Raw genomic sequence first — 12,313 nt, 5'->3', positions numbered from 1 at the left:
CCGGCTCATGAACGACGGAAAATGGGTCGATTGGCAGACCGCTATCGCGAGCAGGCTCGCTCCTACAATTGAAAAATGAGTACATCCGCAAAAAACAGCTCGGCTGTCAGGCCGCCTTCGCGAGCAGGCTCGCACACAGAAGAGCAACAGCAGAACGCATGCGGCTTTTGCTCCTCACCACTCACAGGATGAGCGTTAGCTCGGCTGCAGCTTTTGATCTTGATCTGAAGGCCCGTCGGCAGGCTGAGTGGAGGGCTTGATCCGGGCGTGGGAGCGCAGCGACCGTTTGGCGAAGCCAAACACAGCGGGAGTAGGTGCAGCGAAGCAAACCGGAGACGCTGCGCCCGGATCAATCCCGCAGCGAAGGAACCCCGAGCTTTAGCGAGTGGGCCGAACGTCAGGGCAAAGACCTTTGGTTCCTTTGGGGCGTTTGCCAAAGGGACTCGCCGTAAGGGCGAAACCGCCAGCCGCAACACCCGCAGCAACGGATATTCACCCAAAACCCCAAGAACATGGTCGGCCCAAAGGCCGCCACTACCCAAAGCCCAAAAAAAAGCCCCGACCTATCAGGCCGGGGCTCTCATCACATCTCAGTCAACCATCAAAACCGCTTGATGTCCGCCTGAGCTTCCAACTGCTTGCGATAAGCAGCAAAGTCCTGCTGCCCCTCACGCGAAGCAAGGAAACGACGGTACTGAACCTTCTCTTCATCCGTCGGCGCCGCCGCTTCGTTAACACCATTCAGACGCACGATCATCAGACTGCCATCCGGCAACGTCACGCTGGTGAACGTCGGCTTGTCCTTGGCAGCCGGCTTCGGCATACGGAACAACGCTTGCAGCACCGCCGGATCAACACCTTCCTGACCACGGGTGGCCGCTTCGGTAGCTTTCCAGTTCTGACCATCAACCGCCTTGTCCAACGGCGCCTTGCCATCGCGCAGATCAGCGATCAGCTTCTCGGCCTTGGTCTTGGCAGCCGCGCTGGCGTGCTCTTTGGTCAACTGGGTGCGGATCGCCGCACTCACGTTTTCCAGCGGCAGTTGCGCAGGCTTGAGGTGTTCCTTGGAACGCAGCACGATCACGGTTTCCGGATCCAGCTCGATGGCGGTGCTATTGGCACCTTCGTCGATCACTTCGGTGCTGAACGCAGCAGCAACCACGGCGCGGTTCGCCGCAACACCTTCGCCACCTTCACGGCCGAACGGCTTGGAGGTGTGCACGGTCAGCTTCAGATCCGCCGCTGGCTGAGCCAGGTCAGACGCTTCGAATGCGGAGTCTTCCAGTTGCTTGGTCGCCTCGACAAAACGCTGCTCGACCTGAGCGGCTTTCAGCTCGCGGGTCAGCTTGTCTTTCAGGCTGGCCAGGGTCGGCACTTCAGGCGCTTCCACACCCAACAGCTTGATCAAGTGATAACCGAAGTCGGTACGAATCGGCTCGGACACCTGGTCTTTCGACAAGGAGTACAAGGCTTTTTCGAACGCCGGATCGTAAACGCCAGGGCCTGCATAACCGAGGTCACCGCCGTTATTGGCCGAACCTGGATCCTGCGAGAACTCTTTGGCCAGCGCTTCGAACTTCTCGCCCTTGGCCAGACGCGCCTGAACGTCTTCAATCTTCGCCTTGGCCTGAGCCTCGGTGGTCTTGTCGTTCACTTCGATCAGAATGTGCGCGGCACGACGCTGTTCCGACAGGTTGGCGATCTCTTTCTGATACGCCGCCTGCAGGTCTTCGTCCTTGACGGCAACCTGATCGAAGAACGAAGACTTCTTCAGTTCTACGTAATCGATGATCACTTGATCCGGAGTCATGAACTCCTTGGCGTGCTCGTCGTAGTAAGCCTTGACCTCGTCGTCGGTCAGTTTGACCGCCGCCGGGTCAGCCTTGACGTTCAGGGTCGCGAAATCGCGGGTCTGTTTTTCCAGACGGGCGAATGCCAGCACTTCGGCGTCAGTGACGAAACCGCTGCCTGCCACACCGGCACGCAGTTGGCCGATCAGCATTTCCTGAGCCAGCATCTGACGGAATTGCATACGGCTGTAACCCAGTTGACGGATCACCTGGTCGAAACGGTCGGAGCTGAACTTGCCGTCCACCTGGAATTCAGGTGTCTGCAGGATCACTTGGTCCAGTGCGCCTTCGGAGAAAGCGAATTTCGCTTGTTCTGCACCTTGCAGCAGCAGCTTGCGATCGATCAGACCCTTGAGGGCCGATTCGCGCAGCATTTTCTCGTCGAGCAAGGAAGCATCGAAGTCCTTGCCCAGCTGTTGCATCAGCTGACGGCGTTGCATATCAACGGCCTGGCTCAGCTCGTTCTGGCTGATTTCATCACCGTTGACCTTGGCCGCCTCATTCTTGTGAGTCGTGGCCTGGAAAATGGCGTCGAAACCGGTCAGAGCCATCAGTGCAACGATGACCCCGATAATGGTCTTGGCAATCCAGCCTTGTGAATTGTCCCTGATATTCTGCAGCATGCGTCCCCCAGAAACGGTTGAACTTCAAAATTAGGCAACCGTGGAGCGTGGGTAGAATCCGGATAGAAGAAAGGCGCATCCGAGGATGCGCCTTCTCGTAACTGGCGGAGCGGACAGGGCTCGAACCCTCGATCCCGGCGTTACAGGCCACTGTTTCAGCGACCTGCTCTACCGCCCCGCTGCCAAGTCAGGCATGACCCCGACCCGGATGGGTAAAAACCTGAAAACTTAGTTAACAGCTTCTTTCAGTGCTTTACCGGCTTTGAAACCTGGCTTCTTGGCAGCCGGGATTTCCAGAGTCTTGCCGGTTTGAGGGTTACGACCGGTACGAGCCGGACGGTCCGTCACGGAGAAAGTACCGAAACCAACCAGAACAACGGAGTCGCCAGCCTTCAGAGCGCCAGTGACGGATTCGATTACAGCGTCCAGCGCACGGCCAGCAGCAGCTTTCGGGATATCAGCGGATGCAGCGATAGCATCAATCAGTTCCGACTTGTTCACTCTAAGTCCCCTTATATCTATTTTGAGATGATTCTAAGTTTTTTGGTGAAAGCAAAAACGAGTGCTGAATGGCCTACAGACACTTAAGAGCCGCTTTATAACAAGGGCTCTAAAAAACTGTCAAGGAAGCCCCCCAGGCAAAAGCGTATTAATGCGTGCTAATTCTTTCCTTAGAGTCAGACTCACGTTTTTCGTCCTTGGCAACTATCTCCGGAGCCACATCCGGCAAGGGCTCCGGCGCGTATTGCAGCGCAATTTGCAGGACCTCGTCAATCCATTTAACCGGTTTAATCTGCAGATCCTGCTTGATATTGTCAGGAATCTCCTTCAGATCACGTACGTTCTCTTCAGGAATAATCACGATCTTGATTCCGCCGCGGTGAGCCGCCAGCAGTTTTTCCTTCAGACCGCCAATCGCCAGCACTTGACCACGCAGCGTGATTTCACCGGTCATGGCGACATCGGCGCGCACCGGAATGCCGGTCAAGGCCGACACCAGCGCCGTACACATGCCTACGCCAGCGCTAGGGCCGTCTTTCGGCGTCGCCCCTTCCGGCATGTGGATGTGCGTGTCACGCTTCTCGTGGAAGTCCAGAGGAATGCCCAGACTCTTGGCCCGGCTGCGCACTACAGTGAGCGCGGCAGTGATCGATTCGACCATCACGTCGCCCAGCGAACCGGTCTTGATCAGTTGACCTTTACCCGGCACAACCGCGGCTTCGATGGTCAGCAATTCACCACCCACCTGAGTCCAGGCAAGGCCCGTGACCTGACCGATCTGATCCTGTTGCTCAGCCAGACCGTAGCGGAATTTGCGCACCCCGAGGAAGTGTTCCAGCAGGTCAGCTGTCACTTTCACCGAGAAGCGTTTTTCCATTGCGTGCTCTTTAACGGCCTTGCGGCAGACCTTGGCGATCTGACGTTCGAGGCCACGCACACCGGCTTCACGGGTGTAGTAACGGATGATGTCGCGGATCGCTTCCGCGTCGAATTCCAGCTCGCCCTTTTTCAGACCGTTAGCGGCGATCTGCTTTGGCGAGAGGTATTTGACGGCGATGTTGATCTTCTCGTCTTCGGTGTAGCCAGGCAGACGGATCACTTCCATCCGGTCGAGCAGCGCCGGCGGGATGTTCATCGAGTTCGAGGTGCACAGGAACATCACATCCGAGAGGTCGTAATCGACTTCCAGATAATGGTCGTTGAAGTTGTGGTTCTGCTCCGGATCGAGCACTTCCAGCAACGCCGACGCCGGGTCGCCACGCATGTCGCTGCCCATTTTGTCGATTTCATCGAGCAAGAACAGCGGGTTGCGCACACCCACTTTTGTCATCTTTTGAATCAATCTTCCTGGCATCGAACCGATGTAAGTCCGACGGTGACCGCGAATTTCCGCTTCATCACGCACGCCACCGAGGGCCATGCGCACGAATTTGCGGTTGGTGGCATGGGCAATCGACTCCGCCAGCGAGGTTTTACCCACGCCCGGAGGACCGACCAGGCACAACACCGGGCCACGGATTTTCTTCACGCGTTTTTGCACGGCGAGGTATTCAAGGATACGTTCCTTGACCTCTTCGAGACCGTAGTGATCGGCATCGAGAATGTCTTCTGCGCGCGCCAGGTCCAGACGTACCTTGCTCTGCGCTTTCCACGGCACTTGCACCAGCCAGTCGATGTACGAGCGCACCACGGTGGCCTCAGCGGACATCGGCGACATCTGCTTGAGCTTGTTGAGCTCGGCAGTAGCTTTGGCCAACGCGTCTTTCGGCAGACCGGCAGCGTCGATACGCTTCTTCAGGTCTTCGATTTCGTTGTGGCCTTCGTCGCTGTCACCGAGCTCTTTCTGAATGGCCTTCATCTGCTCATTCAGGTAGTACTCGCGCTGACTGCGCTCCATTTGCTTTTTGACGCGGCCACGAATGCGTTTTTCGACTTGCAGCAGATCGATCTCGGCATCCAGCAACGCCAGAACGTGCTCGACCCGAGCCGACAAATCGATGATTTCGAGGATTTCCTGCTTCTGCTCGATTTTCAGCGCCATATGCGCCGCCATGGTATCGACCAGGCGACCCGGCTCATCGATGCTGTTGAGCGACGACAAGACTTCAGCCGGGACCTTCTTGCCCAACTGTACGTATTGTTCGAACTGCGACAGCAGTGTGCGCACGAACACTTCGGATTCGCGCTCGGCGGCGTCGACTTCTTCGATCAACGAGACTTCGGCACGGCAGTGGCCGTCAACTTCGCTGAAGCGCTCGACGGTGCCACGCTGCTCACCCTCGACCAGAACCTTGACGGTGCCGTCAGGCAGCTTGAGCAGCTGTAGAACAGTGGCGATGGTACCTACGCGATAGAGAGCGTCTTCACCGGGATCATCGTCAGCCGGGTTTCTCTGGGCCAGCAGCAGGATCTGCTTGTCGCCCGTCATCGCGGCCTCGAGGGCTTCGATGGATTTCTCGCGCCCCACGAACAGCGGGATAACCATGTGCGGATAAACCACGACATCACGCAATGGCAGGAGAGGCAATTCGATGGTTGTCTTCATGATTTCGCCTCTACGGCGGCCATATGGCCGTAATCAGATGGAATTGAGCTTGAAACCAAGATGGGGGCTGCCTTGAAAAAAAACAAGCACAAAGCGGATGTAAAAAATGACATAAAAAAAAAGAGGCCCGAAGGCCCCTTCTTTATCCCAGCAGACTGGACGCTTAAGCGTCCGGCGCTGCCTTGGCCGTCGGCTCACTGTTTTCGTAGATATACAGTGGCTTGGACTTGCCTTCGATCACGCTTTCATCGATCACGACTTTGCTCACCTCGGACTGCGAGGGGATTTCATACATCGTGTCGAGCAGTACACCTTCGAGAATCGAGCGCAGACCACGAGCACCGGTTTTACGTTCCAGGGCACGCTTGGCGACCGATTTCAGTGCGTCGGTCCGGAACTCCAGATCCACGCCTTCCATCTCGAACAGCTTGGCATACTGTTTGGTCAGAGCATTTTTCGGCTCGGTGAGGATCTGCATCAGCGCAGCCTCATCCAGCTCGTCCAGCGTCGCGAGGACCGGCAGACGACCGACGAATTCCGGGATCAGACCGAACTTGACCAGATCGTCAGGCTCGACTTCACGCAGGGATTCACCGACTTTCTTGCCTTCTTCCTTGCTGCGCACTTCTGCGTTGAAGCCGATGCCGCCCTTGGTGGAACGGTTTTGAATAACCTTTTCCAGACCGGAGAACGCACCACCGCAGATGAACAGGATGTTACGGGTGTCGACCTGCAGGAATTCCTGCTGCGGGTGCTTGCGACCACCTTGCGGCGGTACGGAAGCGACCGTGCCTTCGATCAACTTCAGCAAGGCCTGTTGCACGCCTTCACCGGAAACGTCCCGGGTGATCGACGGGTTGTCGGACTTGCGGGAAATCTTGTCGATTTCGTCGATGTAGACAATACCCATCTGGGCCTTCTCTACGTCGTAATCGCACTTCTGCAGCAGCTTCTGAATGATGTTCTCGACATCTTCACCCACGTAACCCGCCTCGGTGAGGGTGGTTGCGTCGGCAATGGTGAACGGAACGTTCAGCAAGCGGGCCAGTGTTTCGGCCAGCAGGGTTTTACCGGAGCCTGTCGGGCCGATCAGCAGGATGTTGCTCTTGCCGAGTTCGACGTCGTCAGCCTTTTTGTCACGCTGGTTCAGGCGTTTGTAGTGGTTGTACACCGCTACGGCCAAAACCTTTTTCGCACGCTCCTGACCAATGACGTACTGGTCAAGGATGCCGCTGATTTCTTTAGGCGAAGGCAATTTATGCGCGCTGCTCTCGGCCTGGGCTTCCTGCACCTCCTCGCGGATGATGTCATTGCACAGGTCGACGCACTCGTCGCAGATAAAGACCGAGGGGCCGGCAATCAATTTGCGCACTTCATGCTGGCTTTTGCCACAGAAGGAGCAATAGAGCAGCTTGCCGTTGTCCTCGCCGTTGCGGGTGTCAGTCATTCGTTCGATCCAAATCCGATAGGCTTGCAACACAAGATGAAGGCTATTGCGGGCTTTTTCAAGCCCGCCGCTGATCAGACAAGCCGACCAAGCCTATTTTGAGCTGCTTATTTTAAGCTGGGCGCTGGTTGATCACTTCGTCGATCAGGCCATATTCCTTCGCAGCTTCTGCACTCATGAAGTTGTCGCGATTGGTATCGCGCTCGATTTCTTCCAGAGTACGCCCGCTGTGTTTGGCCATAAGCGTGTTCAGACGCTCGCGAATGAAGAGGATTTCCTTGGCGTGGATTTCGATGTCCGACGCCTGGCCCTGGAAACCGCCCAGTGGCTGGTGAATCATCACGCGCGAGTTCGGCAGGCAGAAACGCTTGCCCGGGGCACCTGCGGTCAGCAGGAATGCGCCCATGCTGCAGGCCTGGCCGATGCAGGTGGTCGACACGTTCGGCTTGATGAACTGCATGGTGTCGTAGATCGACATGCCTGCAGTCACCGAACCGCCCGGGGAGTTGATGTAGAGATGGATGTCCTTGTCCGGGTTTTCCGCTTCAAGGAACAGCAGTTGCGCACAGATCAGGTTGGCCATGTAGTCCTCTACCGGACCAACCAGAAAGATCACTCGCTCCTTGAGCAGGCGCGAATAGATGTCATAGGCGCGTTCGCCACGAGCAGATTGCTCGACAACCATCGGGACCAGGCCGCCGGCGGCCTGGATATCAGAGTTCTGCTGAATATAAGAATTACGGAACATGCTCTGCAGTCGCTCCCAAATAGTTATGTCTTGAATACGCATAAGCCAGCTCGAGAGCTGGCTTATGGTGTGTACTTCTTAACGCGGAATCAATCAGTCGGCTTTTGGAGCTTCTACCGGCTTGACTGCTTCTTCGTAAGAGACCGCTTTGTCGGTCACACTAGCTTTCTGCAGAACAGTATCCACAACTTGCTCTTCCAGCACAACCGAACGCACTTCGTTCAGCTGCTGCTCGTTTTTGTAGTACCACGACACAACCTGCTCAGGCTCCTGGTAAGCGGAAGCCATTTCCTGAATCATTTCGCGAACGCGAGCTTCGTCAGGCTTCAGATCGAATTGCTTGACCACTTCAGCAACGATCAGGCCCAGCACGACGCGGCGCTTGGCTTGCTCTTCGAACAGCTCGGCCGGCAGTTGATCAGGCTTGATGTTGCCACCGAACTGCTGAACAGCCTGCACACGCAGACGGTCAACTTCGTTGGACAGCAGCGCCTTAGGCACTTCGATCGGGTTGGTGGCCAGCAGACCGTCCATTACCTGATTCTTGACCTTGGATTTGATCGCCTGACGCAGTTCACGCTCCATGTTCTTGCGAACTTCGGTGCGGAAACCGTCGATGCCGCTTTCCTTGATGCCGAATTGAGCGAAGAACTCTTCGTTCAGCTCTGGCAGTTTAGGCTCGGAAACAGTGTTGACGGTCACGGTGAACTCGGCGGTTTTGCCAGCCAGGTCCAGGTTCTGATAGTCCTCTGGGAAGGTCAGGTTCAGAACGCGCTCTTCGCCCGCTTTAGCGCCAACCAGGCCTTCTTCGAAGCCCGGGATCATGCGGCCGGAACCCAGTACCAGCTGAGTACCCTTGGCGGAACCGCCAGCGAATACTTCGCCGTCAACCTTGCCAACGAAATCGATGTTCAGTTGGTCTTCGTTCTGGGCAGCGCGATCGGCCACTTCAAAACGAGTGTTCTGCTTGCGCAGGATGTCGAGCATTTTGTCCAGGTCAGCGTCAGCCACGTCAGCGCTCAGGCGCTCAACGGTGATGCCGTCGAAACCGGCAACGGTGAACTCAGGGAACACTTCGAATACAGCAACGTATTCCAGGTCCTTGCCAGCTTCGAGCGACTTAGGCTCGATCGATGGCGAACCTGCCGGGTTCAGCTTCTGCTCAACCACAGCTTCGTAGAAGGAGGACTGGATCACGTCGCCTACAGCTTCCTGACGAGCATCAGCACCGAAACGGCGCTTGATTTCGCTCATTGGCACTTTGCCTGGACGGAAGCCAGCAATCTTGGCCTTTTGGGCAGTCTGCTGCAGACGCTTGTTGACCTGAGTCTCGATGCGCTCAGCCGGCACGGTGACGCTCATGCGGCGCTCGAGAGCAGTAGTATTTTCAACAGAAACTTGCATGGATATTCCTCGTTGCACAGACGTTAGCCGGCCGTTTCCGACCCCAGAATCAAGGGCATGCATTCTAGTGGGTCAAACTCAAGAAGTCACCCTACTGAAAACGGGTAAAAAAACAGCAGGCAATTTATAGGGATCGATGCACGGATGCAGCGCGTCCCACAGGCGAATACAACCAATCACGCCAGGGCTCTGCGCCAACCGCTTCTATATATAGAAGAGGTTGCCAATCAGTCCCTGACGGCCGAACCTGAAAGCAAGCCCGGCGAGCAGCACAGCATCATCGAGCAACATAAATACGACGAAGCGCCCTGCCCCTGCGCCCCGAAACCGGCAATTGCCGCTTTTCAGAACCGCTAAAACAAAAAAGGCGCCAGACTGTTAAATCTGGCGCCTTTCGAAATATGGGGTGGACGATGGGGATCGAACCCACGACAACGGGAGTCACAATCCCGTGCTCTACCAACTGAGCTACGCCCACCATATTGCGTAACAAAAAAGCCAAACAACTTCTTTGTTGGAACCTCACCAGCCCGAAGACATGAATGAAGCTTTAATTGGTGCGGATGAAGAGACTCGAACTCTTACGCCTCGCGGCGCTGGAACCTAAATCCAGTGTGTCTACCAATTCCACCACATCCGCGATGAAGCTTTTAAAGCAAAGGCGCCAGACTGTTACATCTGGCGCCTTTCGAAATATGGGGTGGACGATGGGGATCGAACCCACGACAACGGGAGTCACAATCCCGTGCTCTACCAACTGAGCTACGCCCACCATATCGCGTTACTTGTGCCAAAGCTGCCTAATGGCGCACCCGGCAGGACTCGAACCTGCGACCATCCGCTTAGAAGGCGGATGCTCTATCCAGCTGAGCTACGGGCGCCTTATTAATCTGTACTCTTAAAGGACTACAAACTAAGTGCTTTCCAGTGTCGCAGAACCTTGATTCCGCTTCACCTTCTTAACCAGTGCTAGGCTGTGCCCGACAAGTGCGACGAATAGTATAGAGCGCTCGAAAGGTCGTCAAATCCTTTTTGAAAAAAATTCATTTAATTAAAGGAGTTAGAGGAATTTGCTGACCAAGCGCCTTTGCCCTCAACGCTCGACATGCGAGAATGCGTTCTCATTTTTTCCCCTCTCGATGGTTAATCACGCGCAATGACTGCACAACTAATCGACGGCAAATCGATCGCCGCCAGCCTGCGCCAGCAGATCGCCCAACGAGTTGCCGAGCGTCGCCAGCAAGGCCTGCGCACTCCCGGCCTCGCGGTGATCCTGGTCGGCAGCGATCCTGCCTCTCAGGTTTATGTCTCGCACAAGCGTAAAGACTGTGAAGAGGTTGGCTTCCTCTCTCAAGCCTACGACCTGCCCTCCGACACCACGCAAGACGCGTTGACCGATCTGATCGATCGCCTCAACGACGACCCTGCAATCGACGGCATCCTGCTTCAGCTGCCGCTGCCCGAGCACCTGGATGCCTCCAAATTGCTGGAGCGCATTCGCCCGGACAAAGACGTCGACGGCTTCCATCCTTATAACGTCGGCCGCCTGGCCCAGCGCATTCCGCTGCTGCGTCCCTGCACACCTAAAGGCATCATGACGCTGCTGGAAAGCACTGGCGCCGACCTTTATGGCATGGACGCAGTGGTCGTCGGCGCCTCCAACATCGTCGGTCGCCCGATGGCGATGGAGTTGTTGTTGGCCGGCTGCACCGTGACCGTGACTCACCGTTTCACCAAGGATCTGGCCGGCCACGTTGGTCGTGCTGATCTGGTGGTGGTGGCCGCCGGCAAGCCGGGCCTGGTCAAAGGCGAGTGGATCAAGGAAGGCGCGATCGTGATCGACGTCGGCATCAACCGTCAGGACGACGGCAAACTGGTCGGCGACGTCGTCTACGAAACCGCCCTGCCCCGCGCTGGCTGGATCACTCCAGTGCCGGGTGGCGTAGGTCCGATGACCCGTGCCTGCCTGCTGGAAAACACCCTTTATGCGGCAGAAACCCTGCACGCCTGATCGGTACTTTCAGCAATAAGAAAAACCCGCCTTGTGCGGGTTTTTTCATGCCTGAGAAAAAACTGTAACCGTTCGCCGGAAACCCCTCTTTTTACAGGCCTTTTCACGAGTTTTTCAGGTCATTCAAACAACCATCGACAGATCTTCAGCCATACTCCTAGAATGCGACGCTTTGAAGAAATAACCCGTTACAAACTAACGGAATATCCAACCTTTATGAGTTCGCCCGCGTGAAAATTCGTCTTTCGATTCTGAGCCTGTTTTTTGCTTTTACAGGCACATTCATCACGCCAACGATCAACGCTGCGGAAACCACCGCTGCCCCACGTGACGCTTCGAGCCTGAAGATCGCCTCCGGCAGCGCACTGCTCATGGATATGCAGACCAATAAAGTCATCTACTCCAGCAACCCTGACGTGATCGTGCCGATCGCCTCTGTCAGCAAGCTCATGACTGGATTGGTAGTGGTTGAAGCCCGGCAGAACATGGACGAATGGATCAATGTCGATATCAGCAACACACCGGAAATGAGGGGTGTGTTCTCCCGAGTCAAACTCAAGAGTGAGCTGCCGCGTCGCGAGATGCTGCTGATCGCCTTGATGTCTTCGGAGAACCGCGCGGCCGCCAGCCTCGCTCACCACTATCCGGGAGGTTATGCGGCCTTTATCGCGGCCATGAACGCGAAAGCCAAGGCACTGGGCATGACCAGTACGCACTTTGTCGAACCGACAGGCCTGTCGGAACGTAACGTTTCCACCGCCCGCGACCTGAGCAAGCTGCTGGTGGCCGCGCATAAGTACCCGCTCCTCAGCGAACTCACCACCACCAAGGAAAAGACCGTGTCTTTCCGCAAACCCAACTACACCCTGGGTTTCCGCAATACCGACCACTTGGTGAACAAGGCCGACTGGGACATCAAGATCACCAAAACCGGTTTCACCAATCCTGCCGGTCATTGCCTGGTACTGGTAACGAAAATGGCTAACCGCCCGGTCGCGCTGGTGATTCTCGATGCCTTCGGCAAATACACCCACTTTGCCGATGCCAGCCGTATTCGCAGCTGGGTGGAAACCGGCAAGAGCGCCAACGTTCCTGCGGTGGCGCAACAATACAAGGCCGAGAAAAACCTTAAGTCACGCCAGAGCGGTGTGGTTGAAGCGTCCAAGTAACCCGCGCCCGCAAGA

The 12,313-nt window shown here is 56.2% G+C and carries 8 protein-coding genes and 4 tRNA genes; 2 read left to right on the top strand and 10 right to left on the bottom strand.

Translation table 11 applies throughout. The features are described from left to right. Positions 1-601: 601 nt before the first annotated feature. The 10 genes from BMY54_RS15120 to BMY54_RS15070 all read right to left on the bottom strand — a co-directional run bounded on the left by BMY54_RS15120 (position 602) and on the right by BMY54_RS15070 (position 9,999). The gene (locus BMY54_RS15120; RefSeq protein ID WP_093434052.1) at positions 602-2,473 is read right to left on the bottom strand and encodes a SurA N-terminal domain-containing protein; all 1,872 of its coding nucleotides are present in this window, start codon (positions 2,471-2,473) and stop codon (positions 602-604) included. Positions 2,474-2,701: 228 nt separating this feature from the next. Continuing rightward, positions 2,702-2,974: an HU family DNA-binding protein gene (locus BMY54_RS15115; protein WP_003183171.1), complete on the bottom strand. Its 273-nt coding sequence runs from the start codon at positions 2,972-2,974 to the stop codon at positions 2,702-2,704. Between the two features lie 148 nt (positions 2,975-3,122). Beyond that, on the bottom strand, positions 3,123-5,519 hold the full coding sequence (lon, locus tag BMY54_RS15110) for an endopeptidase La (RefSeq protein ID WP_016986884.1): 2,397 nt from the start codon (positions 5,517-5,519) through the stop codon (positions 3,123-3,125). Between the two features lie 163 nt (positions 5,520-5,682). Further along, the gene (clpX, locus tag BMY54_RS15105; RefSeq protein WP_003223632.1) at positions 5,683-6,966 is read right to left on the bottom strand and encodes an ATP-dependent Clp protease ATP-binding subunit ClpX; all 1,284 of its coding nucleotides are present in this window, start codon (positions 6,964-6,966) and stop codon (positions 5,683-5,685) included. 112 nt (positions 6,967-7,078) lie between these two features. Then, positions 7,079-7,714 carry an ATP-dependent Clp endopeptidase proteolytic subunit ClpP gene (gene clpP, locus BMY54_RS15100; RefSeq protein ID WP_007951559.1) on the bottom strand — a complete coding sequence of 212 codons (636 nt, stop codon included), beginning with the start codon at positions 7,712-7,714 and terminating at the stop codon, positions 7,079-7,081. A 93-nt stretch (positions 7,715-7,807) separates the two neighbouring features. Next, on the bottom strand, positions 7,808-9,118 hold the full coding sequence (gene tig / locus BMY54_RS15095; RefSeq protein ID WP_093434049.1) for a trigger factor: 1,311 nt from the start codon (positions 9,116-9,118) through the stop codon (positions 7,808-7,810). A gap of 402 nt (positions 9,119-9,520) precedes the next feature. Continuing rightward, a tRNA-His gene (locus BMY54_RS15085) sits at positions 9,521-9,596 on the bottom strand. A 77-nt stretch (positions 9,597-9,673) separates the two neighbouring features. Beyond that, positions 9,674-9,758: transfer RNA gene (locus BMY54_RS15080), tRNA-Leu, on the bottom strand. 56 nt (positions 9,759-9,814) lie between these two features. After that, positions 9,815-9,890 (bottom strand) — tRNA-His (locus BMY54_RS15075). A 32-nt stretch (positions 9,891-9,922) separates the two neighbouring features. Next, positions 9,923-9,999, bottom strand: a tRNA-Arg gene (locus BMY54_RS15070). A gap of 275 nt (positions 10,000-10,274) precedes the next feature. Here BMY54_RS15070 and folD point away from each other — a divergent pair. Beyond that, positions 10,275-11,129: a bifunctional methylenetetrahydrofolate dehydrogenase/methenyltetrahydrofolate cyclohydrolase FolD gene (folD, locus tag BMY54_RS15065; RefSeq protein ID WP_038362797.1), complete on the top strand. Its 855-nt coding sequence runs from the start codon at positions 10,275-10,277 to the stop codon at positions 11,127-11,129. Between the two features lie 230 nt (positions 11,130-11,359). Further along, a complete protein-coding gene (gene pbpG / locus BMY54_RS15060) occupies positions 11,360-12,298 on the top strand; it encodes a D-alanyl-D-alanine endopeptidase (protein ID WP_093434043.1) in 939 nt (312 codons plus the stop codon). Positions 12,299-12,313: the final 15 nt, after the last annotated feature.

Origin of the sequence: Pseudomonas sp. ok266 (assembly GCF_900110195.1) — a bacterium.
GTDB lineage: Bacteria > Pseudomonadota > Gammaproteobacteria > Pseudomonadales > Pseudomonadaceae > Aquipseudomonas > Aquipseudomonas neuropathica.
This window is presented reverse-complemented; position numbering and strand designations above follow the sequence as displayed.